Consider the following 25,918-nt stretch of genomic DNA (forward strand, 5'->3'; position numbering starts at 1 on the left):
CAGGACGGCGCAGCATGCCGCGCCCGGCCCGTAGAATGGTGGGCGGCCCGCCGGACGCATTGTCCGCAGGCCGCTGCCGAGGTGACATAGGCGGCGTTCCGCGCGGCCCGGCAATTCCGGTCCCCGTGCCCGCACCCCTGAAGGAAACCCCATGTCATCGCCCTCCCTGACATTGCCCGCAGCCGGCCCCGGCGCAGCCCGGAAGCGCAGGCTGCTGGAGGCCGCCGGTGCCCTGGCCATCGCCGGAACCTACATCTACCTGGTGCTGAACCAGCCCGCTGACATCACCGGCGGCCCCGGCAGTGCCCCGGCCCTCATTGCCCTCTCCGGGTTCCTGGTGGGCGCGGTCCTGCTGATCGCCGCAGTCCTGCCCACCCTGCCGGCATCCACCGTGGCCCTGATCCCGGTGGCGCTGGTGCTGAACATCGTGCTGGGCCAGTTTGTGGGCAGCACCCTGGTCCCGTTCTACCTTGACGCGGTGGGAACCGTGCTGATCGCCGTCCTGGCAGGCCCGGCCGCCGGTGCCGCCACGGGCGCCCTCAGCAGCATCATCTGGTCCTTCTTTAATCCCACGGTGCTTCCGTTTGCTGCCGGCGCCGCCCTGATCGGCGCCCTGGCAGGCCTGGCCGCCCGGCACGGCTTCTTCCGCCGCTTCTACCTCGCCCCGGTGGCGGGTTTTGTGACGGGCATCATCGGCGGCGTGGTCTCGGCGCCGGTGGCCGCATTTGTCTTCGGCGGTACCTCCGGCGTCGCCACCGGTGCGATTGTGGGTGCGTTCCGCGCCATGGGCGACACACTTTTGGCGGCCATCACCAAGCAGGCCCTGATCTCGGACCCCATGGACAAGGCCATCGTTTTCACCGTGGTGGCGGTTCTGGTCTACGCATTGCCCCGCCGGGCCCGGATGCAGTTCCCTTTCCTGCGCAGGCACCGCGTCCTGGCCGGCGACACCACGGACCGGGCTGCCTGAGCAGCAGGCCCGTGATCCACCGAACCCCCGAACACCGGTAGCTGACGCCAGTGCGCCTACACCCGTTGACCTTGCTTGCCGCTGCCGGCAGCACAGCAGTTATGACGACGGCGGCAGCCAGCCTGCCGCTGTCCCTCACCGTTGCTGTCGTGGCGGTTGGCATTTCGGCCGTCAGCGGTTCGGCCCGCCGGCTGCTGCCCACCGCCGTGGCCATCCTGGTGCCGTTGGGGTTTTCGCTGCTGCTGGTCCATGGGCTTTCCTTTCCCGGCGGGCTGACCGTGCTGGCGCAGTGGGGTCCTGTCCGCGTGACCGCTGAAGGGCTGGCGTTTGCTGGCGGGCGGGGAGTGCAGCTTTCGGCAGTGGTGCTGGTCCTCCTGCTGTTTTCGTTCAGCGTCAGCGTGCCGGACCTGGTGGCCGCGCTGTCCGCCCGCGGTGTGCGGGGCCGGTTCGCCTTTGTCCTGGCTTCCACTCTTACGCTGTTGCCTGCCATCGCCGCACGCGTGGACCACATCCGGCAGGCCCAGGAAGCGCGCGGCCTGGTGATCCGGCGCGGGCCGGTGGCCCGGCTGGCAGCCTTCCGGCAGCAGGTAGTGCCCCTGGTGCTGTCCCTGGTGGAAGATGCCGGCACCCGTGCCGCAGCGCTTGAGGCCCGGGGCTTTGGTGCGCCGGGACCACGCACCAGCTACCGGGAAGTGCCCGACTCTGCCGCTCAGCGGCTGCTGCGTCCCGCCCTGGTCCTTGCGGCCGCCGCTGCTGTGGCATGGCGGCTGTGGCCCGGAAGCGGGGGAGCGTAGCCATGGCTGAACCACAACGGCTCGGTGCCGCCGGGCAAAAACCCCGGGACGGGACGCCCGCCACAGCAGGTGCTGCAGGTGCCGGGCAGGAACCGGAGGCCAGGACGCCCGCCACAGCAGGTGCACCTGCAGCTGCAGGTGCCGGGCATGTCCTGGCAGCCAGCATCCGCAACTTCACCTACCCCGACCATACGGCAGCTGCCCTGCAGGACATTGATCTAGCAGTAGAGCCTGGCTCGCTGACAGCGATACTGGGCGCCTCGGGCAGCGGAAAATCGACCCTGGGCAGGCTCCTGGCCGGCTGGCTGCTGCCCGGAAGCGGGGGAACACTGCAGGGCCACCTCGAGGTTTCCGGGACGCGGATCGCGTTTGGCGGGACCGCCGCGGACCCCCGCATCGATCCCGCCGCCTGGGGACGCCAGGTGGGCTTCGTTCCCCAGGACGCGGCAGCCATCCTGTCCACTGTCCGGGCCACCGTGGCCGAGGAGCTGGCGTTCGGGCTCGAAAACCAGGGCACGGCGCCAGCGGCCATGCGCGAAGCCGTGACCCGGACTGCTGGCCTGCTGGGACTCTCCGCACTCCTGGACCGCCGCCCTGACCGGCTTTCCGGGGGTCAGCTCCGGCGCCTGGCGATCGGCTGCGCCGTCATCACCGGCCCGCCATTGGTGCTGATGGATGAGCCGTACGCTTCGCTGGATGCTGCTGGCTCGGCGGGTCTGGCTGACTTTGTGCGCAACCTGAACAAGGCCGGAACTGCCGTGGTGATCCTGGGCCAGGCCATCGACCCGCCGCTCCTTGACGCGGACTCCTGGCTGATCCTCGACCGAGGCACCGTGGTAACCAGCGGGACACCTGACGGGCTGATGTCCGCGCCCGCCCTGCTGCCGGCGGGCATCCGCCGCGCGGCAGGTCGTCAGGGCACCGGCGGGGTCGCCGCCGGAACGTCGGTTGCGCGGGCAGGTCACCCAGCGGCCGGCGGATCCTTCGCCGCAACTCCGGTGCCGGCTGCCCCGGGCGTCCGGAACCCGCAAGCACCACGTCTGCAGGGCAAGTGCGCACCGGCACTGCAGCTTACGGACGTCACCTTTGGGTTCGACGCACCCCCAACCGCAGCGCCCGCAACTGCAGCGCGGGCAACGGCCGGACGGCCCTGGCGCAGCCGTTGGCGCCGGGCGCCGGCGGAACCGACACTGGAAGACCCCACAACAACAAAACAGACACCAGCAGAACCGGCAACAACGGACCCAGCTCTGGAAACAACCCGGAACGCAGCCGTTGACGCTGGCGTGCAACCAGCCTGGGGGTCCATCCTGCGGGACCTTTTCCTTGAGGTGCACCCGGGCGAGATTGTTGCCATCACGGGGCCCAACGGCGTCGGGAAATCGACCCTGCTGCGGATGTTCAACGGACTCCTGCGACCTGTGACCGGCAAGGTGCTGGTGAACGGCGCAGATATTGCCGGCGTCCCGGTGGGCCGCACGGCCGCTCACGTGGGGCTGCTCTTCCAGCACCCGCGCGACCAGCTGTTTGAACGGTCATTGCTGCGCGAGGTGCAGTTCGGCCTGGACCACCTGGACCGCCTGGACCGCCTGGACCGCCTGAGCCCCCTGGGCCGCATCGACGCCGCCCGGGACGGCCAGGCTCCAGGCGGCGACCGGGCACTGGCTGCCCTGGCCCAGGTGGGCCTGGCGGATTCAGCAGGGGAGCACCCCGCCGAACTGCCCGGCTCCCACCAGCGGCTCCTGGCCCTGGCCACAGTCCTGGCGCGCAGGCCAGCCGTCCTGGCGCTGGACGAGCCCACCGTCGGGCTGGACGGCAACGGGCTGGCGGTCCTGGACGCCGCGGTGAGGTCGGCCGCGGAGGCGGGCGCCGCCGTCGTGCTGGTCACCCACGATGTGGAGTACGCCCGGACGGCGGCGCACCGCATTCTCCGGTTGACGGGCGGCAGCCTGGTTCCGGGCTAAGCCGGCACCGGAAACGCGGCCCGGCACCGAATCCCGGCCCGGCACCGGAAACCCGGCCGGCACCGAATCCCGGCCCGGCACCGGAAACCCGGCCCGGATCAGGCGTCCGCGCCCACCGCGACGCTGGACGCCACACCGGCCGGCAGGAACCGCTTGCCGTTGACCCGCTCGGAAGCCCCCACCCGGTCCAGGTACGGCGTGATGCCGCCCAGGAACATTGGCCAGCCCGCGCCAAGGATCATGCAGAGGTCGATGTCCTCCGGCCCGGCCACCACGCCTTCGGCGAGCATCAGGCCGATCTCCTCCGCCAGGGCGTCCTGGGTGCGGCGCAGCACCTGTTCGGCCGTGGACGGCTGGGTCCCGAAGGACATGAGGGCGAGCGTCGAATCGGGGATCCGTCGGGTGCCGTCCACGTCTTCCCAGAGTCCCTTGACGCCGCTATCGATTAGTTTCTGCAGGTTGGAAGAGACCGGGAAGCGGCTGCCAAAGGCCGTGTTCAGGGATTCCTGGCCATGGTGCGCCACCGGCAGGCCCACCATGGCCAGCAAGGTGAAGGGCGACATGGGCAGGCCCATGGGCCGCAGTGCGGTGTCGGCGGTGTCAGCCGGCGTCCCTTCGTCCAGCGCAGCGGTGACCTCTCCCATCAGGCGCAGGAGGATGCGGTTGACCACAAACGCCGCCGCATCCTTGACCAGCACACCCGTCTTCCGCAGGCCCTTGGCGAGTTCGAAGGCCGTGGCCAGGACCGCGTCGTCGGTCCGCGGGGCCCGGACAATTTCAAGCAGCGGCATGACAGCCACCGGATTGAAGAAGTGGAACCCCACCAGGCGCTCGGGATGCTGCAGGTCCGCCGCCATGGCCGTGACGGACAGCGACGAGGTGTTGGTGGCCAGGATGCACTCGTCCGACACGATGCCTTCGAGCTCGGCAAAGACCTGCTTTTTGACGTTCAGTTCTTCGAAGACCGCTTCGATGACAAAGTCGGCGTCGGCAAACGCGGCCTTGGACACGGATCCTGTCACCAGCGCTTTGGTCCGGTTGGCGGCGTCCTGGCTGATTCGCTTCTTCGCCAGCAGCTTGTCCACTTCGGCGTGTACATAGCCCACGCCCTTGTCCACCCGGGCCTGGTCAATGTCCGTCAGGACCACCGGAACCTTGAGCTGCCGGGCAAAGAGCAGGGCCAGTTGGCCGGCCATCAGGCCCGCGCCCACCACCCCCACTTTCGTGACGGGCCGGGCCAGCTTGCGGTCGGGGGCGCCTGCTGGACGCTTGGACCGCTTCTGGACCAGGTCCAGGAAGGCGTAGACGGTGGAGCGGAATTCGTCGGTCTGCATCAGGTCGGCCAGGGTTTCGCATTCCAGTGCCGCGGACTCGGCCTGCGTCATGGTGCGGTTGGCCGCCATCACGTCCAGGACCTTGCCCGGCGCGGGCGCGGCGTTGGATGTTTTGGCTTCCACCAGGTGCCGGCCCGCTGCCACCGCGGCGTCCCAGCGTCCGGCGGTGGCAGGATCGGCGGGGTCGACGGCGTCGGGACGCTCCGGCACCACGTCACCGGAGATCACGCGCGCTGCCCACGCCAGGGACTGCTCCACAAAATCGGCGGGTTCGAACAGGGCGTCAGCGATGCCCAGCCCGAAGGCCTGCTGGCCGGTCAGGGTCCGGTTGTTGCTGAGCGGGTTTTCGATCATGACCTTGACGGCGTTTTCGGGGCCGATCAGGCGGGGCAGGATGTAGACGCCGCCCCAGCCGGGCACCAGGCCGATAAAGGCCTCCGGCAAGGCCAGGGCGCCGGCGCCAGTGGAAACGGTGCGGTAAGTGGACTGCAGCGCCACCTCCAGCCCGCCGCCCAGGGCAGCGCCGTTGATGAACGCAAAACTGGGCACCCCCAGGTTGGCTAGGGTGGAGTAGACATCGTGCCCCAGCTGGGCCATCCACAGGCCATGTTCGCGCTGCTCCAGCGACTTCACGGCGGAAAGATCGGCGCCTGCCACCAGGTAGTGGGGCTTTCCGGTCACGCCGACGCCGACGATCTCACCGCGGGCCGCCCGGTCCCGGAGGGCCTCCAGGGCCTGTCCCAGTTCAATGAGGGTATTGGGCCCCAGCGTGGTGGGCTTTGTATGGTCCAGACCGTTGTCCAGCGTGATCAGGGCGAACGTTCCGCCGCCCGGCTTACCGCCCGCAGCTGGGAGCTCGATGTCCTGGACGTAGGAGTGGGTAATGGTCTCGTCGGGGAAGAGGGCTGCCAGTTCCCGGTAATCGGTGGCGCTCATGCGGTGGCTCCTTCGGCGGCGGTTGCGGTTGCGGCGGCGGTGGGTGCGGCGCCGCTGTAGTCGGGGTGGTGCGGGTTTTCCCAGATCACGGTGGCGCCCATGCCCAGGCCCACGCACATGGTGGTGATGCCGTACCGGACTGAAGGGTCGGCCTCGAACTGGTGTGCCAGCTGGGTCATCAGCCGCACCCCGGAGGATGCCAGCGGGTGCCCTACGGCAATGGCACCGCCGTAGCGGTTGACCCGGGGGTCGTCGTCGGCAATGCCGAAGTGGTCCAGGAAGCTCAGGACCTGGACCGCGAAAGCCTCGTTGATCTCGAACAGACCAATGTCGGAGATGTCCAGCCCGGCGTTGCGGAGGGCCTTTTTGGTGGCGGGGACGGGCCCGATGCCCATAACCTCAGGCTCGACGCCGGCATACGCGAAGCTGACCATCCGCATCTTCACGGGCAGGCCAAGTTCGGCGGCGGCTTCCGACGACGCCAGCAGTGCGGCCGTGGCACCGTCGTTCAGGCCCGCTGCGTTGCCGGCCGTGACCCGGCCGTGGGCGCGGAACGGGGTGCGAAGCGCTGCAAGGTCGGCCAGGGTGGTGCCGGGGCGGGGCGGCTCGTCCACGCTGTTGACCGTCCAGCCCTGGCCCGGCTTCTTGGTGGCCACCGGAACCAGGTCCGGCTGGATGTTGCCTGCACCGTAGGCGGCGGCCAGTTTCTCCTGTGAAGCGACGGCGTAAGCATCGGTCCGCTGCTTGGTGATGGCGGGAAAACGGTCGTGCAGGTTTTCTGCGGTGTTACCCATGTTCAGGGCTGCCGGGTCCACCAGCCGTTCGGACATAAAACGCGGGTTGGGGTCCGCCCCGGCACCCATGGGGTGGTTTCCCATGTGCTCCACGCCGCCGGCGATGACCACGTCGTAGGCGCCGAATCCGATGCCGCCCGCAGTGGCCGTCACGGCGGTCATGGCGCCCGCGCACATCCTGTCGATGGCGAAGCCGGGCACGGTGCGGGGGAGCCCGGCCAGCAATGCGGCGGTGCGGCCCAGGGTGAGCCCCTGGTCGCCGGTCTGGGTGGTGGCGGCGATGGCCACCTCGTCGATCCGCTCTGCCGGCAGTGCGGGGTTCCGGCGCATCAGTTCGCGGATGCATTTCACGATCAGGTCATCGGCGCGGGTTCCGGCGTAGATCCCCTTCTCTCCCGCCCGGCCAAAGGGGGTGCGGACGCCGTCGACAAAAACGACGTCGCGGACGGTGCGCTGGGCTGCGCCGTTTCCGTGGTGGCTCACGTATTACTCCTCATCGAGACGGTGCGCCGGCCGCATGCCGGAGTGCGGCAGTGCCGGGCGTCGGTAAACTCGATGTTACTCGTGAGTAACTTAGGCCGCAAGGGCCCTGGGGAGGCGGCTATTGTCCCGCGACAGCCACGGGCTGCCGCGGTTCCTTGGGGGGAAGCGGCTGCGGGTTGAGGAACGCCTCGGTGATCAGGGGCGCCGTCAGCTCGACCTGCCAGCGGCGGGCACCCAGGGCCAGCAGACCGGCTGCGACGCCCTCCGCCGTGATCTCGGCCGGCGGCCGCCAGGACACCCGGCGGAGGGTGTCCGGGGTCAAAAGGTTTTCCAGCGGCAGGTTCAGCTTCTCCGCCAGCTCCTGCAGGGCCGGGCGGGCCGTGGCCAGCCGGGCTGCGGCCTCGGGATCCCTGTCGGCCCAGACGCGCGGCGGCGGCGGGGCGTTGGTGGGCAGGTGCAGCGGCGGCAGGTCCTCCATGGCGCGGGCGGTGGCGATGCAGCGCAGCCACCGCGGTGCTTCACGCTGGGCAGCGCGGCCGTGGAAGCCCTTGGTGCCCAGGAGCTGCGGGACGGTGGTGGGCATGGCCTTGGCTGCCGCCACCAGGGACGAATCGGGGATAAGCCGGCCCGGGGCGACGTCGCGCTTTTGGGCCAGCGAGTCGCGTTCCAGCCAAAGTTCGCGGACAGCGGCCAGCTGGCGCCGGTCCCGGATCTGGTGCAGGCCGGAGGTTTTCCGCCAGGGGTCAACCCGGGGCGGCGCCACACCCCCTGCCAGGATTGCGGCAAACTCCTGCTCGGCGTAGTCCAGTTTGCCGTCGGCTGCCAGCAGTTCGATCAGTTCCTCGCGGAGCTCGGCGAGGACCTCCACGTCCAGGGCCGCGTACCGCAGCCAGGGCTCGGGGAGGGGGCGGGTGGACCAGTCCGCTGCGGAGTGCTCCTTGGCGAGGCCGAAGCCCAGCAGCTGCTCAATCACGGCGGCCAGGCCAACGCGGGGGAGCCCGGCGATGCGGGCGGCGAGTTCGGTGTCGAAGAGCCGCTCCGGCCACATGCCCAGCTCTGACAGGCAGGGCAGGTCCTGGCTGGCGGCGTGCAGGATCCATTCGACGCCGGAGAGGGCGTCGTTGATGATGTCCAGGTTGTCGAACGGCTCGGGGTCGATCAGCCAGGTGCCGGCGCCTTCGCGCCGGATCTGGACCAGGAAGGCACGCTGGCCGTAGCGGAACCCTGACGCCCGTTCGGCGTCGACCCCGGCAGGCCCCGTGCCGGCGGCGATGGCCGCGGCGCACCGTTCCAGTCCGGCGGCCGTTTCGATGACCAGGGGGACGCCCTCGCGGGGGGTGTCGAGCTCGATGACTTCGGGGATGGGGCTTTCGAAGCCCTCCACCGTGATGTGGGGTGCGGTCTCAGCAGCCGGGTCGCCGGCCGTGGTGTTTTCCGGAATGTTTGGGGTCATGATGCTTCCAGTTTACCGGGCGGCCCGGTTGGGGACTGTCGGGGGACGGTTCGGCATCCTAGTTCCGGCGCCGGTGGGGCAGAGAGGTGACGCCGTCCGGCAGCGGCGGCAGGCCGGCGAACGTGCAGACCATGTCGGACCAGGCCTCAAGGTGCGCTGTCACATCGGCGGTGGCAGGCGTCCAGGATGCGCGGAGTTCGATGTCGATGGTGCCGGGCCGTTCGGAGAGGGTGCCGAAACTTTCGGACAGGACGCGGGTGGCGGTGCCGCCGGCTGCCCGGTAGTCGGCCTTGTGGTTTTCCAGCGCTTCCACCAGCCAGGTCCAGGCAACCGTTCCCAGCATCTCGTCGTTGCCCATCTCGGCTTCCAGCTCTGCCCTGATGTAGGTCACGATGCGGAATTCGCCGTCCCACACGGCCGAGCCGTCGGGGTCGTGCAGGAGGATGAAGCGGCCGGTGGCAAGTTCCGTATCGTCATCGCCGGCGGAACCCGCCGCGGCCGCGAGGGCCATTGCGGCGGGTCCGTGCAGGGCGGTGGCGGCTGTGCCGGCGCCGTGGGCCATGACCTCCGCGCCCAGCGCCACGGCAAAGGGCGCCAGGCGGGCCGGGGCCGGAATCTCGGCCAGGCGCAGTTCCTTGCGGCACTGGGCTTTCCTGAGGGTTCCCAACGCCCGGAGGAAGTCCGGGGGAACCTGGTCAAGTGCGTTCACCTTCGCAGAGTACGCAACGGTGCAGGTGAGCGCCGGAAGGCTCGCCGTTGGCAGCGCTTAGCTGCCCTGGCGGTAGTCCCGAAGTTCATGGCGGATCGCGGCGGCAAACGCATCGATGTCCTCCTCGGTGGTGTCGAATGAACACATCCACCGCACTTCCCGTGCAGCTTCATTCCAGTCGTAAAAGCGGAACGAGGCACGCAGCCGGTCAGCCACGCCCTCCGGGAGGACGGCGAAGACACCGTTGGATTCGGTTTTCTGCGTGGGCAGCACCCCGTCGATGCCGTCGACGGCGGCGCGCAGCCTGGTGGCCATGGCATTGGCGTGCGACGCGCTGCGCAGCCACAGGCCGTCCTCGAGCAGCGCGATGAACTGGGCGGACATAAACCGCATTTTCGAAGCCAGCTGCATGTTCATTTTCCGCAGGTACACCAGGCCTGAGGCCGCCTCCGGGTTCAGGGCCACCACCACCTCGCCGAACAACAGGCCGTTTTTGGTGCCGCCGAAGGAGAGAATGTCCACGCCCGCGTCCCTGGTGAAGGCCCGCAGCGGAACCTGGAGGTGGGCTGCGGCGTTGGCCAGCCGGGCCCCGTCCATGTGCAGCTTCATGCCCTTGGCGTGGGCGTGTTCGGCGATGGCCGCCACTTCCTCCGGGGTGTAGCAGGTCCCCAGCTCGGTGGTCTGCGTGATGGAGACGGCCAGCGGCTGGGCCCGGTGTTCATCGCCCCAGCCCCAAGCCTCGCGGTCGATCAGTTCCGGTGTCAGCTTGCCGTCAGGCGTGGGGACGTGCAGGAGCTTGATCCCGCCGATGCGTTCCGGCGCGCCGTTCTCGTCCATGTTGATGTGGGCGGTGGACGCGCAGACAACGGCGCCCCAGCGCGGCAGCAGCGACTGCAGCGCCAGCACGTTGGCGCCGGTTCCGTTGAAGACCGGGAAGGATTCGATGCCTGCACCGAAGTGTTCCGCCAGCAGGTCCTGCAGCCGGGCGGTGTAGTCGTCCTCGCCGTAGGAGACCTGGTGGCCTTCGTTGGCGGCCGCCAGCGCAGCCAGGACTTCCGGGTGCACGCCGGAATAGTTATCGGATGCGAAGCCGCGGATGTCCGGGTTGTGGAGGCGCGCGGCGGTGGCGGATTCGGCTGTGGTTGTCAAAGGTTTGCTCACACTTTCAGTTTAGGGACAGCCGCAGGCGCCGCGGTGCGGGACCGCGGCTGCGGGTTGCGCGGCTGCCGGGGGTCAGGGGGCCAGGACCAGCCGGGTGCCATTAAGCTGGTCCGCCGGAGTGGTGAAGAGATTCACGACGGCGGCACCCAGGTCCGCGACGTCGGTGGCGCCGGGAAAGGTCCGGTCGGGATGGCTGCTGCGCAGTTGGTCGTCCACCAGGGCCTTGACCACCAGGACGACGGCGGCCGCGTGCAGTTCGTCCCCCGGGCCGGCATCCCGCCGGAACCCGTCTGCCATGGCCATGGTCCAGGCCTCGGCCGCCGCCTTCGCGGCCACGTAGCTGGCAGTTGCCGCCGTGGGGCGGGTCACCGCGGTAGAGGACACCATGGCGAACCTGCCGGCCGAAGACTTGGCGAGGTCGTCGTAAAACACCCGGGAGACGTTGCGGAGCGTGGTGATGGCGCCGCGCGCCAGGAAGTCCCAGTCCTCGTCCGTCTGGTCCGCGATGCCCTTGGCACCCCGCCAGCCGCCCACCAGGTGGATCACGGCGTCCACCGGCCCGGCGGCCACCGTGACGTCCGCGCGGAGCTGCCGGACGTCGTCGGGCACTGAAAGCTCGCAGGTGAAGGCGGTGACGCCGGCACCCGCCTGCCGGGCGGCGTCGGCGATCCGGTCCGGATCGGAACCAACGGTGCACACCCGGTGCCCGGCGGCGTGCAGGGCCCGGGCGACTGCTACGCCGGAGGGGCCGCTGCCGCCGGTGACCAGGACGGTTGCCGGCGTGGACCCAAGGCTCACAGCGGCGACCCGCCCGTGAGCCCCGCGGTGGATTCGATGACGGGACGCATCTTCTTCTCCAATGCTTCGTAGAACATGGACAGCGGGAATTCATCGTCAAGGACCTGGTCGGTCAGGCCCCGCGGCGGACCGTCCAGCGGCAGGGCGTCCGGGCCCTTGGCCCAGGCCGATGCCGGGTTGGGCGTGAGGGTGCCGGCCACCAACTGGTAGGCGGCAAGCCAGTGCGCGGTTTTGGGCCGGTCGATGGAGCGCCAGTACAGGTCGTCGATGGTGGTCCCCAGGGCGATCACGGCGTCCGCGACGTTGTCCCAGTCGATGCTGAGGCGGGTGTCCGTCCAATGCAGCACGTGCCGCTGGTGCAGCCAGGCGAAGAGGAGCTGGCCGCCCAGGCCGTCGTAGTTGCGGACCCGGCTGCCGGTGATGGCGAACCGGAAGATCCTGTCGAAGATGATGGCGTACTGCACCAGCCTGGCGTGCCGGCGGGCTTCCGGATCGGCATTTTCGTCCTTGTCGATGCGGACCGACTCGCGGAACGCCGTGAGGTCGCAGCGGAGTTCCTCCAGCGAGTACAGGAAAAACGGCATCCGCTGTTTGATCATGAACGGGTCGAAGGGCAGGTCGCCGCGCATGTGGGTGCGGTCGTGGATCAGGTCCCACATCACGAAGGTGGCCTCCGTGAGGTCCTGGTCCGCGAGCAGTTCCGCGGCACCCGCCGGAAGTTCCAGGCCCGTGATGCCTGCGGCGGCTTTAAGGACCCGGCGGAACCGCACTGCCTCGCGGTCGGCGAAAATGGCGCCCCACGTGAACGTGGGAGTGGTGCTGACGGCAACCGTTTCGGGGAACAGGACCGCGGAGTTGGTGTCGTAGCCTGCGGTGAAGTCCACAAAACGGATGGGGACAAACAGCTTGTTGGAGTAGTCCCCGGCTTCCAGCGCGGCGATGAATTCGGGCCAGATCACTTCAAGGAGGACTGCTTCGACCAAGCGGCTGCTGCTGCCGTTCTGGGTGTACATCGGGAAGATGACCAGGTGCTGCAGGCCGTTCACGCGCTGCTCCTGTGGCTGGAAGGCCAGCAGGGATGCCAGGAAGTCAGGCACGGCGAAGCCGGCCGCAGCCCAGGCGTCGAAATCGGTGCACACAGCGGCCAGATACCGGGCATCGTGCGGGAAGGCCGGGGCCAGGGCGCCGATCGCGGCAATGATGTCCTCGACCTGTGCTGCCGCCGCGGGATGGTCCGCCGGATCCGGGACTGAACCGTCCTGTGCCTGCAGGGCCTGCAGGGTGCCGGCCGCCGCCTTGAGTGCGGTCCAGTCCGGGTTGTCGGCGGAAATCCCGGCGATGGCGGTGGTGATGGTTTCAGTCATCGGAGGCTGCCTTCCTGATTGCTTTAGGTCTGCAAAAAGCGTAGCAAGCAACCAGAAGAACTAATCTAAAATACGGCTTAGCCTAAGAAATACTATTGCTCAGTAGCCGGGCCGGTCTGGTGAGACCGGCCCGGCGCTAAGGGATCAGGCGCCCGTTGACCCGGGACTGGCCGGTAGGCCGGTTTCCTTTTCCACCAGCTTGAGCGATACCGAGTTGATGCAGAACCGCTGGTCAGTGGGGTTGTTGTAGCCCTCACCCTCAAACACGTGGCCCAGGTGCGAGTCGCACGTGGCGCAGCGCACCTCGATGCGCTCCATACCCAGGGTCCGGTCGTGGATGTAGCGGACGGTGCCGTCCGCCAGCGGGGCCCAGAAGGAAGGCCAGCCACAGTGTGAGTCGAACTTCTCGTTGCTGGTGAAAAGCTCGGTGCCGCAGGCCCTGCACTGGTAGACGCCCGAGGTGTGGGTGTCCCAGTACTCACCCGTGTAGGGGCGCTCGGTGCCGGCCTTGCGCAGGACCTGGTACTCCTCGGGAGTCAGTTCCTGCCGCCACTGGGCATCGCTCTTTTCAACGCTGGGACCTGCGGGGGTTGCGTCGTCACCGGTTCCTGCCGGGGCGGGGACCGCGGTGGTTGCCTGTTTTTTGAAAATGCTGTTGCCGAAGATGCTCATAGTCGTTGCAACGCTCAGGAGTCGCCGATAAATCCCGAACCCGCGTACAGGTGCAGGACGGGAACACCCAGCTGGTCCTGTGCCTTGTTGGCCCAATCGGTGTGGAAGGTGTCCGCCACGGCGTGCGGGCGGGTGATCACCACGGCCTGGGTGGCGCCGGAATCGCGGACCTTTGCCACCAGGGCGTCAACCGGGCGGACGTCCACCACCTCGCCGGTGACGCCGGAGCCGAGGCCCGACAACGCCTCAAGGGAGACGGCAAGGGTTTCGGCGGCCTGGGCGCGTTCCGTACCGGGGTCCGGGGTCGAGGAGGTGAGGTCCCTGAAGGCTTTGGCAATGTCCAGCATGGAGAGGTTCTCCAGGAAGTCCACCAGCAGATGCCGTTCCGTGTTGGCAGGAACAAGCAGCAGCAGCGTCGAATCAGCTCCGTCCACCAGGCGCTCGATGTTCAGGCGGTCGTCCGCCCCCAGGGGTTCTTCGGTCAGGATGACGATGGGATCACTCATGGCCTTAGCCTAGTCCTGCGCACCTGGGGCCGCACGCCCGGGCCGCGGCACGCACCGCCGGCAAAATGCGGGCAACACCGCAGGGGGCGGTAAGAATAGGAGCATGGCTTCTTCGCAGCGCACCCGCCGTTCCCGCACCGCCGCCTCCCCGGAGCCCGCCAGGATGTCGCTGCGGACCAAATGGGCCATTGGCGGCACGATCGGCGGCGGAGCCCTGGCAGGGTTGCTGGCCACCGGTTCTTCGGCGCTCGCCGTGTACTTTGCCCGTCGGGTCATCACCCCCGCCCGGCAGCGTACGGCGGACCAGGAAGTGCTGGCCGTCATCCGGGACGGGCAGGCCCGGCAGGTGATCTTCGCCGCCAGCGACGACACCACCGTGGAGGGTACGTACGGGTTTTATTTCGACGGCGGCAAAGGGCACGCGCGCATCGGCCGGATCATTTCCTACTCGCCGGCCGAACGGACGGTGCTGCGGGAGGTTGAAGCGGTGTACAGCGGCGACCTGGAAAAGGCCCGCTGGGGCTGGTGGAGCGGTGCGCTCCACCCTGACCCGGCCGCCGCGGGGTATCCCGCGGAGGACGTCCTGATTGACGTTGACCGGGGCCAGGCCCCAGCGTGGCTGGTCCGGGCCGGGGGCAACCCCCGGACGTGGGCCATCATGGTGCACGGCAGGGGCGCCAGCAGGCAGGAGGCGCTGCGGGCCGTGGGCCCGGCGCTGGAACTGGGGCTGACCAGCCTGCTGGTGTCCTACCGCAACGACGGGCTGGCACCGTCGGCGGACGACGGCCGGTACGGGCTCGGCTCCACCGAATGGCAGGACATCGAGGCAGCCATCGGGTACGCGCTGGCGAACGGTGCACAAGAAATTGTGCTCTTCGGCTGGTCGATGGGCGGCGCCATCTGCCTGCAGACCGCGGACCTCTCCCGCTACCGCCACCTCATCCGCGCCATGGTGCTGGATGCACCGGTGATCGACTGGGTCAACGTCCTGGCCCACCACGCCCAGCTGAACCGCATTCCTTCCCTGGTGGGACGCTACGGGCAGCTGATGCTCGGCCACCCACTGGGCCGCCGGCTCACCGGCCTGTCAGCCCCCGTGGACCTCAAAGCCATGGACTGGGTGTCCCGGGCCGTGGAACTGCGGACGCCCACCCTGATCCTGCACAGTGTGGACGACGAGTACGTCCCCTACCCGCCATCCACCCTGCTGGCCGAGCGGAACCCGGAGATGGTGACGTTCGAGCCGTTCAGCCGGGCCCGGCACACCAAGGAATGGAACGTGGATCCGGAACGCTGGGAGCGGCTGGTGAAGGCGTGGCTGCGGCAGCAGCTGGCACCCCGCCGTAACCCCGGGGCCAACTGACGGGCCCGTCCTGCGGGCAGTGGGCTAACTTCCGCCGGGTTGCAGGGCATCGTCCTGCCACGCCGTCACGTTTCGCCACACGGCAAGGCGTCCCACCGCGGCGGACGCACCCACCGTGGCCCAGAAACCCAGCGCAGCCAGCGTCCAGCCCAGCCCCAGCAGGCCGCCCAGGACCCAATAGGTGAGGGTTGGCACGGCGAAAAAAGCCGCCACATGCAGCCACTGGTTCTGCACGGGCCGCAGCAGGAACGCCAGCAGGGCCGCCAGCGGCGTGGCCACCAACAACGCGGTCCCGAAACCGTAGACCACCAGCATCATGATCATGCCAGGCACAAAGTTCGCGCCGCCATCAGCCTGCCGGGACGAGATAATTTCCTGCGTCACCTGGACAATGCACAGGCCCGCCACCCACAGCACCACGGCAATCAGCCAGCCTTTGATAAAAGCGAACGGACCCAGGACCACCGGCGTCCTGCCGCCCGGCCTGCGCTCACGTCCACCGGAGGGCCGGCCGTCCGGCCCGCCCTCCGGTGGACGTGCCGCCTGGTGCTCAGGCACGCGAGCCGATGGCCGCCGTGACGGCAGACGTAAGCCGGACCAGGTCAGCCGGCGCCAGTTCGATGTCCAGGCCCCGCCTGCCGCCGGAGACCAGCACGGTGGCCAAAGCCAGGGCACTGCTGTCCAGGACGGTGGGGGAGGGCAGCCGCTGGCCCAGGGGCGAGATGCCGCCCAGCACGTAGCCCGTGCGGCGCTGGGCCGCAGCCGGGTCAGCCATGGCGGCTTTTTTGGCTCCCAGGGCAGCTGCGATGGCCTTCAGGTCCAGGGTCCCGCTGACGGGGACGATGCCCACGGCCAGCCTGCCTTCAACATCCACCATGAGTGTTTTGAAAACCCGGGCCGGGTCCACGCCCAGGGCCTGCGCCGCCTCGGTCCCGTAACTGGGCGCTGCCGGATCATGCGTATACGGGTGCAGCACAAAGGGAACCCCTGCCGCGGCAAGTGCCGCTGTTGCAGGAGTTCCCTGTGAGGTGTTCTTCCGTGCCATCAGGCTGCGTCAGCGGCCGATGCCCGACGCTGCGGAGACCTTGCGCTTGATCCGGCCCAGCATGGCCGTCATGCCGCGCATCCGCAGCGGCGTGATGGCCCGCGTGAGGCCCAGCAGCTCCGGCATGTCATCCGGCACCGCCAGGATCTGCTCCGCGGAGAGCCCGTCCAGGCCCTCGTGCAGGACCCCGGCGAAGCCCCGCGTGGTGGGGGCTTCGACCGGTGCCTTGAAGTACAAGTGGACGGGGCTGGCCGGACCGGCGTTCTTTTCCGTTTCAATGGTCAGGAACAGCGGCGACTGGCACTCCACCACCTGCTCCAGCAGCTCGGGGTGGTCCTTGAGCCGGTCCGGAAGCTGGGGGAGTCCCTCCGAGAATTCCAGCAGCAGCTGCAGCCGTTCAGGCTCGGTGAGGGCCTGGAAGTCGTCAACGATTGCCGCCAGGGCGGAAGGCAGGGCTTGAGTAGTCATCAGCCCAAGTCTACGTCGACGGCGGGTCAGACTCCCGTTGTGACGGCCACGGAGCCGCGCTCGGCGCCCTTGACGATGGGGACGCGCACGGCGTTGCCCCATTCAGTCCAGGAACCGTCGTAGTTGCGGACCGACTCGAAGCCCAGGAGGTACTTGAGGGCGAACCAGGTGTGGCTGGAACGCTCGCCGATCCGGCAGTACGCCACAACATCGTCGCCTTCGGTGAGCCCGGCCTCGCCGAGGTACAGGGCCTCAAGCTCGGCGCGGTCCCGGAACGTGCCGTCAGGTGCGGCGGCCCGAGCCCACGGGATGGACGCTGCGGTGGGAATGTGGCCGCCGCGCAGGGCGCCCTCTTCCGGGTAAGCGGGCATGTGGGTCCGCTGCCCGGTGTACTCCTCGGGGGAGCGGACATCGATCAGGGGCTTGCCCAGGTGTGCCAGGACATCGTCCTTGAACGCACGGATGGGGGCGTCGTTGCGCTCAACCTCGGGGTACGTGCCGGCTGCCGGGGACGGCCTGTCCCGGGTCAGTTCCCGCTCCTCCGCCACCCACTTGTCCCGGCCGCCGTCGAGCAGGCGGACGTCCTGGTGCCCAAAGAGGGTGAATACCCAGAGGGCGTAGGCTGCCCACCAGTTGGACTTGTCGCCATAGATGACCACGGTGCTGTCGCGCGAGATGCCCTTGGCTGCGGCCAGGGCCGCGAACGCGGCGCCGTCAACGTAGTCACGGGTGACGTCGTCGTTGAGGTCGGTGTGCCAGTCGATCTTTACGGCGCCGGGGATGTGGCCGGTCTCGTACAGCAGGACGTCCTCGTCGGATTCCACCACCACCAGGCCGCCGTTCTCCACGGCGCCGTCGGCCAGGGCGGCGGCGAGCCATTCGGTGGAAACCAGGCGTTCGGGGTGGGCGTAGGCTGCGAACTTGTCGTTCTGTTCAACCGCGTAGGGCATGTTTTGGCCTTTCATTGAGAACACGGGAGCACCGCGGGACCAGCATTGGGACCTGCTCCCACCCTAGCCAGCGCCCGGAACGATGTCCGTATTCCGTTAACAGGGCGAAATGTTGCCTTGGTCACGCCGCCGTGGTCCCCCGGCGGCAGCGCCCGTCCGCGCCGGGCATTGCCGGTATCATTTCCCGGGACCACCCACCAGCAGAACGGACCACCTTGGTACAGATCGAACAGCTCGCCGCCCGCACACCGGCGGTGTCGGTGGATGAACTCCTCAAAGGGTTCTTCCCGTCGCCGCGGTTCGGCCAGGTGTCCTTTGAAAGCTACCGGCCGGATCCCAACCAGCCCAGCCAGGCCGCTGCTGTCCACGCCCTGCAGGGCTTCGCCGAAGGCGTCGGTACCGGCGGCGGGGGTGGCCTGTTCAAGAAGCTGTTCGGCAAAAAGGACGAATCCCGTGCGGGCATCTACCTTGACGGCGGATTCGGTGTGGGCAAAACCCACCTCCTCGCCTCACTCTGGCACCTGGCCCCGGGCCCCAAGGCGTTCGGCACCTTTGTGGAGTACACCAACCTGGTGGGGGCGCTGTCCTTCCGCAAGACCGTGGAGGCCCTGAGCAGCTACAAACTGGTCTGCATTGACGAGTTCGAACTTGACGACCCGGGCGACACCGTCCTGATGTCCCGCCTGATGCGGGAACTGGCCGACGCCGGCGTGAAGCTCGCTGCGACGTCCAACACCCTGCCTGGTTCCCTGGGCGACGGCCGGTTCGCCGCCGTGGATTTCCAGCGCGAGATCCAGGTCCTGGCGGACCAGTTCGACGTGCTGCGGATCGACGGCGAGGATTTCCGGCACCGCGGCCTGCCCGCCGCCCCCGCCCCGCTGAAAAACAGCGACCTCTCGGCCCACGTAAAAGCAGAGTTTGCCGGCAAGACGGTGGCCGACGATGAGTTCAGCACCCTGCTTGCGCACCTGGCCGGGGTGCACCCCAGCCGGTACCGGCAGTTGATCAGCGGCATCGACGGGATCGTGTGGCGCAACGTGGAAACCATCACCGAGCAGTCCGTGGCCCTCCGGTTTGTGGTCCTGGCCGACAGGCTATACGACAAGGACGTGCCCATCCTCGCCAGCGGCGTGCCGTTCGACAAGCTGTTCACCGAGGAAATGATGACCGGCGGGTACATGAAGAAGTACTTCCGTGCGGTTTCCCGGCTCACGGCACTGGCCCGGGAAGGCCAGAACCACGAACCGTCCTGACCCGTCTGCTGCAGGCGGCCGCCGGTTTCAGTCCGCTGCCTGCCTGTCCGGGCGGAGTGCTGCGCGCACCACCAGCCCTGCCACCAGGGCCCAGAAGGCAGAGCCGATGCCGGCAAAGGCCAGCCCGGACGCTGCCATCAGGAACGTAACGGCCGGAGCGATCCGGTCTTCCGGGTCCGCCAGGGCCGATGAGATGGAGCCTGCCAGGGTGCCCAGCAGCGCAAGCCCCGCTACGGCTTCGAGCATTCCGGCTGGTGCCGCGCTGACCAGGGTGACCAGGGCGGCCGAGAAGGCTGCCAGCACCAGGTAGGCCAGCCCGGAGGTGAAGCCGGCCAGCCAGCGCCGGCTCCGGTCAGCGCCCGCTTCTTCCCCCGCTGCGAGGGCGGCGCTCAAGGCTGCGAGGTTGATCGCGTGGCCGCCGAAGGGCGCCCCGAGCACCGTCCCTGCACCGGTGACCAGCATCGAGGGCCGCCACGGGGTTTCGTAGCCAAAGGACCGGAGCACCGCCACGCCCGGGATGTTCTGGGATGCCATGGTCACCACAAACAGCGGCAGGGCGATCCCGGCCATGGCCTGGAGGCTGAAAGCGGGCGCCGTCCACACCAGGGCAGGCAGGAGGGCGCCGTCGCCCAGGCCTGTACCCGTGGCGGCCAGCGAGATCCCGATGACCCCGAGCGCCACCACCAGGGCCGCCGGAACAGACCAGCGCGGCGCAAACTTCATCATGGCCAGCCAGCAGATGATCACCGGGGCCACAAACAGGGGAACACTGCCCAGTGCCTTGAATGGTGCCAGGCACAGCTGCAGGAGCACACCGGCCAGCATGGCCTGCGCCAGCGACGTGGGAATCCTGGCCATCAGCCGGCCGAGGGCGGGCACCAGGCCCGTCATGGCGATCAGTACCCCCGTCGCCAGGAAGGCGCCGACGGCGGCCGGCCACCCGCCGTCGACCGCTCCCGACGTTGCCAGCAAGGCCGCCCCGGGGGTGGACCAGGCGAGGGTCACCGGCACTTTGGCGCGGAAGGACAGGACCAGGACGCCCAAGCCAACGGCCAGCGTTACGGCCAGCAGGCCGGATGCGGCCTGGCCGGCATCCGCGCCCACCGCACGAAGGCCCGCCAGGACCACGGCGAACGATGAGGTGAAGCCCACCAGCGCGGTAACGGTTCCGGCCACGATCGGACGGGAATCCATTCCGGAAAGCCTGCGTGCCGGTTGCTGCCGCGGTGGTGCGGGTAATTTCGCCATGAGGGCAGGTTACCGGCGCGGCCGGGCGGACGGTGAATCGGTCCCGCTGGGCGGTAGCTGCCTGATTAAACGCCAAAGGCGCGGGCGCCGCCTCCCGGCGGGACCCGCGCCCCCTTGACGTGCTAGGGCAAAACCCTGGCCGAATCCTTTACGGAGCCCTGTCGACCGGCGGAACCGGGTTCACAGGGGCCGGCGGAACCTGCTCATTGGCAGGTGCCTGACCGGGGGTACCGTTTTTGTCCACGAGTTTGGAAGCGCCATCCTGGATTTTGTCCACATGACCGGCGTACTTTCCGCCCGTCTTGGTATCAACAAAATCGCCGGCCTTGGTGATGCCGTTCTTGATGGCCTGCTCGTTTCCATGGATAAGACCCTGAGCCTTGCCCTTTAGATCGTCAATCAGTCCCACGAGCACCTCCCTTCAATCGCGGAGCCAGGTCGCTCCTCCGCCTTCGATCCTAGCCCCGGAACCAGCAGGTGCCAAGGAAAACAGTGGGTTTAGCTGTTCGCCCGCAGCGGATGCCAGTGGCTGGCGGGTGTCGAAAGGGCACAAAAAAAGCAGCTCCGGAAGAGCTGCTGCAAGTGTGGGCGATACTGGGATCGAACCAGTGACCTCTTCCGTGTCAGGGAAGCGCGCTACCGCTGCGCCAATCGCCCGGAACCGGGAAAACCGGTCAATGGGATTTCAGAGCGGACGACGAGATTCGAACTCGCGACATCCACCTTGGCAAGGTGGTGCTCTACCAGCTGAGCTACGTCCGCGTCTGCAGTTTTCCGGCCGGAACCGTTCCAACTGCAAGGAGGCAAGTTACCTTGCCGAGTGGGCGATACTGGGATCGAACCAGTGACCTCTTCCGTGTCAGGGAAGCGCGCTACCGCTGCGCCAATCGCCCATTGCTTCCAGTGTGACCTGGAAAGCCATGGTTTTTAACCGAGGTGGGTACGGGATTCGAACCCGTGTGAACGGCTTTGCAGGCCGCTGCCTCGCCTCTCGGCCAACCCACCGTGTAGGCGCCCATTCCGAAGAATGATTGCCATGACAGTGTCCTGCGAGCGGACGACGAGATTCGAACTCGCGACATCCACCTTGGCAAGGTGGTGCTCTACCAGCTGAGCTACGTCCGCATTTTGGAGGCATGATTCGCTGCCGTTCCCGGCATTTCCTCGCGTTCCAACGAGTAAAAACAATATAGGAGGTTCCGGGATTCTCCAAATCGCGGGTCAGCTTCCGGCGGTGGCAGCCTTCCTTCCCAGTAATGGCGCGGAACTTGAAAATTACAGTCATGTAATTCCCGACGCCGTTCACAGCGCAAAGAGGGTGGCGACGACCAGTCGGGACTGCTTTGGCCTGACGCGCCACCTCTCATTGGTACCGTGAGGGGAGTGCGGAACCGGCCGCCGTCGGCCGATTTTTCAAATGCCCCCGGCGTCGGCTAGCATTCAAGTGCATCAGGGCGATTGGCGCAGTGGTAGCGCGCTTCGTTCACACCGAAGAGGTCACTGGTTCGAACCCAGTATCGCCCACCGCAGAAGGTCCGTTTCCGCTCGTTGAGAGCGGGGACGGACCTTTTTTGTGCCCGGTGCCAGACCCCGGAGATATTGTCGGCCCCCTGTGAAAGAGTTTCCTGTATGACAGATCCACTCCTCGCCCACGCCACCGAATACGGGCGGATGTATGCGCGGTCCACCTCGGAGCAGTTTGCCGTGCCGTCCATCACCAATGTCATCGGTCAGCAGCCGCACGGCCTCGATGGCTGGTTTGGCTACATGGGGGCAAGCAGCCTGGCCAAGGACCCGCTGCTGGCAGACAGCCTGGGCAGTCCGGCAAAGATCCGGCAGGCCGTGAACCGTGCAGCCAAGGCAGCCGAAACGTACCGTGATGACGCCGCCCGCCGCGGGGACAGGGTGCACAACTACTGCGAGCAGGTGGCCCTGCGGGCACTGGGCCGGCCGCACACCATGAAGGAAACCCGGGAGGCGCTGGCAGCCAACGGCGAGGAATCCTTCGCCGTCCGGTTCGATGAATGGTGGGAACTGTTCAAGGTGGAACCCATCGCACCGGAGATCACGGTGTGGAACAGCACCGTGGGCTACGCCGGGACGCTGGACCTCGTGGCCCGCATCAACGGCCGGGTCTGCCTGATCGACTACAAAACCAAAGGCACCACCCGGGACGGGCAGGTCAAACCCCTGGACGACAAAGTGGTGATGCAGCTGGTGGCCGGCATGAAGGCCGAGGAAAGCCTGCTGGACGCCCAAGCCGGCACCTGGGAGCCGTGGCAGCACGGCGACGACCCCATCCTGCTGGCCGTGGCCATCGGGGAAACCGAGGTCCGGCCCGTCCGGGCCAACCCCGAGGTCCTGAAGCACCACTGGTGGAAATTCTGCGCGCTGCGCCGCGTCTGGGAGCTGAACGCGGACACCGTCAGCGCCGGCACGGCACTGCTCACCATCGCCCCGCCGGCGCTGGCCCACGCCCGCACCGGCTAGCCAGGCGCGAGCACCTAAACTGGATGGGTTCCCTTTGCCGCTCAACGTGAGGAAAAACAGCGCATGGCTATTCTGAATATCCGCATCATCGGCGATCCTGTGCTGCGCACAGTTGCCGATCCCGTGACGGATTTCGGGCCGGAGCTGGCCAAACTCGTGGCGGACATGACCGAGACCATGGAGGATGTGGACGGCGCAGGGCTGGCCGCACCCCAGGTCGGCGTCAGTAAAAGGGTCTTCACGTACCGCATCAACGGCGTGGAGGGGCACATCGTCAATCCCGTCCTCGAAAACAGCGAGGACTTCCAAGCGGACCACGTGGAAGGCTGCCTGTCCATCCCCGGCCTGGGATTCCCGGTCAAGCGGTTCCGGACCACCCGCATCACGGGCGTGGACAAGGACAACAATCCGGTGGAGGTGGCCGCCGAGGACCTGCTGGCGCGCTGCTTCCAGCATGAAAACGACCACCTGGACGGGGTCCTCTTTACGGACAGGCTCGAGGGTGAGGACCGCAAGGCGGCCCTCCGGTCCATCCGCAACGCCAACTACGACGCCGTGACGGAGCGGACCACAGCCAAGCGCGCCAAAACCGTCGGATCCAGTTTCGGCGGGGCCGCCTTTGGCGCCGGCGCCGCGGGCACCAAAGGGTGAGGGTCCTTTTTGCGGGCACCCCTGCCGTCGCCGTCCCGTCCCTCGAGGCCCTGGTGGGCGCGGGCTTTGACGTTGTTGCGGTCCTGACGCGGCCGGACGCCCCGATCGGCCGGAAACGCGTCCTCACCCCTTCCCCCGTTGCGGCGCGCGCCGCTGAGCTGGGCATCGACGTCATCCGCGCAGCCCGGGTGGACGCACACGCCATTGCCGCCATCACTGCCGTGGCCCCCGATGTGGCGGCCATCGTGGCCTACGGCGGCTTGGTGCCGCCCGCAGCCCTCACCATTCCCCGGCACGGCTGGGTCAACCTGCACTTCTCCCTGCTGCCCGCGTGGCGGGGAGCCGCGCCCGTGCAGCGGTCCGTGATGGCAGGGGACGACATCACCGGGGCGGTCACGTTCCAGCTGGAACAGGGCCTGGACACGGGACCGGTGTTCGGCACCCTCACCGAGGCCGTAGCTCCCGCAGACACGGCCGGCGAACTGCTGGCACGGCTGTCCCACAGCGGCTCAGTCCTGCTGGCCCAGACGCTCTCCGCCATCTACGCCGGCACTGCGTCGCCCCGGCCGCAGGCCGGTGAGGTCACCCTGGCACCCAAGCTGACGCTCGAGGATGGGCACCTCGACTGGCGCCACCCTGCCTTGGCGCTGAACCGGCAGGCGCGCGGCGTCGCGCCGGAACCCGGGGCCTGGACCCTCCTGGACGGGCAGCGCATCAAGCTCGAGCCGGTCCTGCTCCGCCCCGACGTGACGGCCTTGGCCCCGGGTGCCGTGGCGCTCCACGGCAAGTCGGTGCTGGTGGGAACCGGTTCGCACGCCGTTGAACTGACCCGGATCCAGCCTGCGGGCAAAAAGATGATGGCCGCTGCCGACTGGGCACGCGGTATGGCTTCCCTTGAAAGCGTGGTGTTTGAATGAGCGGCTCCGGCGGCAATCCAGGAGGCGGCGGCAACGCCGGGCAGGGTGTCCCGCGCGGCGGCCGCGGCAACGGCGGTCCGCGCGACGCCAACAGGCGCAACGCCCAGGGCCGCGAACGCAACCGCGGACCGCAGCGCAGCTTTACCGAAAACGCACCGGCCCAGCGCACCCGCCGGGCCGATCCCGCCCGGCTGGTGGCCTTCGAAGTCCTGCGGGCGGTGGCAGCCGAGGACGCGTACGCCAACCTGGTGCTGCCGGCCAGGATCCGCCAGCACAAGCTGGAGAAGCGTGACGCCGGGTTCGCCACCGAGCTGAGCTACGGCGCGCTCCGCAGCCAGGGCACCTACGACGCCATCCTGGCACGGTGCGTGGACCGGCCCCTCGACCAGCTGGATCCCGCCATCCTCGATGCCCTGCGCATCGGTGTCCACCAACTCCTGGCCATGCGTGTTCCGGCGCACGCGGCACTTGACCAGACAGTGGGCCTGGCCCGCGCAGTGATCGGCGCCGGACCATCAGCGCTCATCAACGCCGTGCTCCGGAAGGTCACGGCGCACACCCTTGACGGCTGGCTGGACCTCCTCGTGGCCGGCGAAACCGACGAGACCAAAATCGCCTCGCTCCGGCACGCCCACCCGGAATGGATCGTGCGCGCCATGCGGCAGTCCCTGGTGATCCACGGCAGGCCGGCGTCGGAAATCACCGGCCTGCTCGAAGCCGACAACGCAGCACCGGTGGTCAACCTGGTGGCGCTGCCCGGCCTGGGAAGCCTGGCCGAAGCGCTTGAAGGCGGCGCCACACCCGGCGAACTGGTGGAAGGCTCTGCCCTCTCCAGCGGCGGTGACCTTGGCCGGCTGACCTCTGTGCGGGAAGGCACCACCCGCGTCCAGGACGTGGGGTCCCAGCTGGTGGCCCGCGCCATGGCCGCCGTGGATCTGGACCTGCCGGACGCTCAACACAAGGAAGGGACGGGCGCCGACGGCGAGCGATGGCTGGACCTTTGCGCCGGACCCGGTGGGAAAGCCGCCCTTCTGGCCGCCCTTGCCGGCCAGCGTGGGGCCACCCTGCTGGCCAACGAACCCGCACCGCACCGGGCCAAACTGGTCAGCCAGGCACTGTCCGCCGTACCCCGGGAGACCTGGCAGGTCCGCACCGGTGATGGCCGCGACGTGGGCACCGAACAGCCGGAAACTTTTGACCGTGTTCTGGTGGACGTGCCGTGCAGCGGCCTTGGCGCCCTGCGCCGCCGGCCCGAGTCCCGATGGCGGCGCACACCCAAGGACCTGGCGGACCTAGGTTCGCTGCAGCGGGAACTGCTGGCCTCGGCACTGGCCGCGGTCCGTCCCGGGGGAGTGGTTGCCTATGTCACCTGCTCGCCGCACCCGGCAGAGACCAAAGCCGTGGTGGCCGACGCCATGCGTAAGCGGGACGACCTGGAACTGCTCGACGCAGGGTCTGCGCTGGATGCCGTCAGCCTCACCGGCAACCTCGGTGCAGGCCACGAATCCACCGCCCAGCTCTGGCCGCACGTGCACGGCACGGACGCCATGTTCCTGGCGCTGATCCGCAAAAAGGCCTGACCGCCGGCTTTACGG

24 protein-coding genes and 6 tRNA genes are annotated in these 25,918 nt (G+C 68.4%); 10 read left to right on the forward strand and 20 right to left on the reverse strand.

What is annotated here, in order from left to right:
- Window positions 1–151 precede the first annotated feature (151 nt).
- The 3 genes from ACU18_RS02915 to ACU18_RS02925 are packed head-to-tail and all read left to right on the forward strand — an operon-like array spanning window position 152 to window position 3,728.
- Window positions 152–970, forward strand: a complete 819-nt coding sequence (locus ACU18_RS02915; protein ID WP_050684046.1) for a hypothetical protein — start codon at window positions 152–154, stop codon at window positions 968–970.
- 50 nt (window positions 971–1,020) lie between these two features.
- Window positions 1,021–1,764 (forward strand): energy-coupling factor transporter transmembrane component T, encoded by a 744-nt coding sequence (locus ACU18_RS02920; RefSeq protein WP_050684047.1) that lies wholly within the window; start codon window positions 1,021–1,023, stop codon window positions 1,762–1,764.
- 2 nt (window positions 1,765–1,766) lie between these two features.
- Window positions 1,767–3,728, forward strand: coding sequence for an ABC transporter ATP-binding protein (locus ACU18_RS02925; protein WP_082178152.1), 1,962 nt, complete (start codon window positions 1,767–1,769; stop codon window positions 3,726–3,728).
- Window positions 3,729–3,826: 98 nt separating this feature from the next.
- Here the strand turns inward: ACU18_RS02925 and ACU18_RS02930 are convergent, their stop codons facing one another.
- The 9 genes from ACU18_RS02930 to ACU18_RS02970 form a co-directional block, all read right to left on the reverse strand.
- Entirely contained in the window at window positions 3,827–5,998 is a 2,172-nt protein-coding gene (locus tag ACU18_RS02930; protein WP_050684048.1) for a 3-hydroxyacyl-CoA dehydrogenase NAD-binding domain-containing protein, read from the reverse strand.
- Window positions 5,995–7,275, reverse strand: a complete 1,281-nt coding sequence (locus ACU18_RS02935) for a thiolase family protein (protein ID WP_050684049.1) — start codon at window positions 7,273–7,275, stop codon at window positions 5,995–5,997. Before ACU18_RS02935 ends, ACU18_RS02930 begins: the two co-directional genes overlap by 4 nt.
- A 118-nt stretch (window positions 7,276–7,393) precedes the next feature.
- On the reverse strand, window positions 7,394–8,728 hold the full coding sequence (locus ACU18_RS02940; RefSeq protein WP_050684050.1) for an HRDC domain-containing protein: 1,335 nt from the start codon (window positions 8,726–8,728) through the stop codon (window positions 7,394–7,396).
- A 58-nt stretch (window positions 8,729–8,786) separates the two neighbouring features.
- Window positions 8,787–9,437, reverse strand: coding sequence for a DUF3000 domain-containing protein (locus ACU18_RS02945; RefSeq protein ID WP_050684051.1), 651 nt, complete (start codon window positions 9,435–9,437; stop codon window positions 8,787–8,789).
- A 57-nt stretch (window positions 9,438–9,494) separates the two neighbouring features.
- Window positions 9,495–10,586, reverse strand: a complete 1,092-nt coding sequence (locus ACU18_RS02950; protein ID WP_050684052.1) for a threonine aldolase family protein — start codon at window positions 10,584–10,586, stop codon at window positions 9,495–9,497.
- 84 nt (window positions 10,587–10,670) lie between these two features.
- Window positions 10,671–11,396 carry an SDR family oxidoreductase gene (locus ACU18_RS02955; protein WP_050684053.1) on the reverse strand — a complete coding sequence of 242 codons (726 nt, stop codon included), beginning with the start codon at window positions 11,394–11,396 and terminating at the stop codon, window positions 10,671–10,673.
- Window positions 11,393–12,760, reverse strand: coding sequence for a DUF6421 family protein (locus ACU18_RS02960; RefSeq protein WP_050684054.1), 1,368 nt, complete (start codon window positions 12,758–12,760; stop codon window positions 11,393–11,395). Before ACU18_RS02960 ends, ACU18_RS02955 begins: the two co-directional genes overlap by 4 nt.
- Before the next feature lie 144 nt (window positions 12,761–12,904).
- Entirely contained in the window at window positions 12,905–13,432 is a 528-nt protein-coding gene (gene msrB / locus ACU18_RS02965; RefSeq protein ID WP_082178153.1) for a peptide-methionine (R)-S-oxide reductase MsrB, read from the reverse strand.
- 14 nt (window positions 13,433–13,446) lie between these two features.
- The gene (locus tag ACU18_RS02970) at window positions 13,447–13,938 is read right to left on the reverse strand and encodes a hypothetical protein (RefSeq protein ID WP_050684055.1); all 492 of its coding nucleotides are present in this window, start codon (window positions 13,936–13,938) and stop codon (window positions 13,447–13,449) included.
- 103 nt (window positions 13,939–14,041) lie between these two features.
- On the opposite strand from ACU18_RS02970, the gene ACU18_RS02975 reads away from it, so the two are divergent.
- Window positions 14,042–15,301 carry an alpha/beta hydrolase family protein gene (locus ACU18_RS02975; protein WP_050684056.1) on the forward strand — a complete coding sequence of 420 codons (1,260 nt, stop codon included), beginning with the start codon at window positions 14,042–14,044 and terminating at the stop codon, window positions 15,299–15,301.
- 24 nt (window positions 15,302–15,325) lie between these two features.
- On the opposite strand, the gene ACU18_RS02980 is transcribed toward ACU18_RS02975, so the two are convergent.
- The 4 genes from ACU18_RS02980 to ACU18_RS02995 are packed head-to-tail and all read right to left on the reverse strand — an operon-like array spanning window position 15,326 to window position 17,764.
- Window positions 15,326–15,859, reverse strand: a complete 534-nt coding sequence (locus ACU18_RS02980) for a hypothetical protein (RefSeq protein ID WP_157407529.1) — start codon at window positions 15,857–15,859, stop codon at window positions 15,326–15,328.
- Window positions 15,852–16,346, reverse strand: coding sequence for a Cys-tRNA(Pro) deacylase (gene ybaK, locus ACU18_RS02985; RefSeq protein ID WP_050684058.1), 495 nt, complete (start codon window positions 16,344–16,346; stop codon window positions 15,852–15,854). The genes ACU18_RS02980 and ybaK overlap by 8 nt, the downstream gene beginning before the upstream one ends.
- A gap of 9 nt (window positions 16,347–16,355) precedes the next feature.
- Window positions 16,356–16,814 carry a SufE family protein gene (locus ACU18_RS02990; protein ID WP_050684059.1) on the reverse strand — a complete coding sequence of 153 codons (459 nt, stop codon included), beginning with the start codon at window positions 16,812–16,814 and terminating at the stop codon, window positions 16,356–16,358.
- A gap of 26 nt (window positions 16,815–16,840) precedes the next feature.
- Window positions 16,841–17,764 (reverse strand): sulfurtransferase, encoded by a 924-nt coding sequence (locus ACU18_RS02995; protein ID WP_050684060.1) that lies wholly within the window; start codon window positions 17,762–17,764, stop codon window positions 16,841–16,843.
- 215 nt (window positions 17,765–17,979) lie between these two features.
- Here ACU18_RS02995 and zapE point away from each other — a divergent pair, with 215 nt between their 5' ends.
- Window positions 17,980–19,017, forward strand: coding sequence for a cell division protein ZapE (gene zapE / locus ACU18_RS03000; protein WP_050684118.1), 1,038 nt, complete (start codon window positions 17,980–17,982; stop codon window positions 19,015–19,017).
- 27 nt (window positions 19,018–19,044) lie between these two features.
- On the opposite strand, the gene ACU18_RS03005 is transcribed toward zapE, so the two are convergent.
- From ACU18_RS03005 to ACU18_RS03035, 7 genes are all read right to left on the reverse strand, one after another.
- Window positions 19,045–20,211 carry a benzoate/H(+) symporter BenE family transporter gene (locus tag ACU18_RS03005; protein ID WP_050684061.1) on the reverse strand — a complete coding sequence of 389 codons (1,167 nt, stop codon included), beginning with the start codon at window positions 20,209–20,211 and terminating at the stop codon, window positions 19,045–19,047.
- 202 nt (window positions 20,212–20,413) lie between these two features.
- Window positions 20,414–20,674, reverse strand: coding sequence for an antitoxin (locus ACU18_RS03010; protein WP_050684119.1), 261 nt, complete (start codon window positions 20,672–20,674; stop codon window positions 20,414–20,416).
- A 176-nt stretch (window positions 20,675–20,850) separates the two neighbouring features.
- Window positions 20,851–20,922 (reverse strand) — tRNA-Val (locus ACU18_RS03015).
- Window positions 20,923–20,954: 32 nt separating this feature from the next.
- A tRNA-Gly gene (locus ACU18_RS03020) sits at window positions 20,955–21,027 on the reverse strand.
- Window positions 21,028–21,086: 59 nt separating this feature from the next.
- Window positions 21,087–21,158, reverse strand: a tRNA-Val gene (locus ACU18_RS03025).
- 41 nt (window positions 21,159–21,199) lie between these two features.
- A tRNA-Cys gene (locus ACU18_RS03030) sits at window positions 21,200–21,270 on the reverse strand.
- A gap of 47 nt (window positions 21,271–21,317) precedes the next feature.
- A tRNA-Gly gene (locus ACU18_RS03035) sits at window positions 21,318–21,390 on the reverse strand.
- 327 nt (window positions 21,391–21,717) lie between these two features.
- Between ACU18_RS03035 and ACU18_RS03040 the strand changes: the two genes are divergently transcribed.
- The 5 genes from ACU18_RS03040 to ACU18_RS03060 all read left to right on the forward strand — a co-directional run bounded on the left by ACU18_RS03040 (window position 21,718) and on the right by ACU18_RS03060 (window position 25,903).
- Window positions 21,718–21,789: transfer RNA gene (locus ACU18_RS03040), tRNA-Val, on the forward strand.
- Window positions 21,790–21,894: 105 nt separating this feature from the next.
- A complete protein-coding gene (locus ACU18_RS03045) occupies window positions 21,895–22,755 on the forward strand; it encodes a cytochrome (protein ID WP_050684062.1) in 861 nt (286 codons plus the stop codon).
- A 63-nt stretch (window positions 22,756–22,818) separates the two neighbouring features.
- The gene (def, locus tag ACU18_RS03050; protein ID WP_050684063.1) at window positions 22,819–23,406 is read left to right on the forward strand and encodes a peptide deformylase; all 588 of its coding nucleotides are present in this window, start codon (window positions 22,819–22,821) and stop codon (window positions 23,404–23,406) included.
- Complete coding sequence (gene fmt / locus ACU18_RS03055) at window positions 23,403–24,323, forward strand: methionyl-tRNA formyltransferase (RefSeq protein ID WP_050684064.1); 921 nt, start codon at window positions 23,403–23,405, stop codon at window positions 24,321–24,323. Before def ends, fmt begins: the two co-directional genes overlap by 4 nt.
- Complete coding sequence (locus ACU18_RS03060) at window positions 24,320–25,903, forward strand: RsmB/NOP family class I SAM-dependent RNA methyltransferase (protein ID WP_050684065.1); 1,584 nt, start codon at window positions 24,320–24,322, stop codon at window positions 25,901–25,903. Before fmt ends, ACU18_RS03060 begins: the two co-directional genes overlap by 4 nt.
- The last annotated feature ends 15 nt before the right edge of the window (window positions 25,904–25,918 follow it).

This window comes from Arthrobacter sp. ZBG10, assembly GCF_001238605.1.
Taxonomy (GTDB): domain Bacteria; phylum Actinomycetota; class Actinomycetes; order Actinomycetales; family Micrococcaceae; genus Arthrobacter.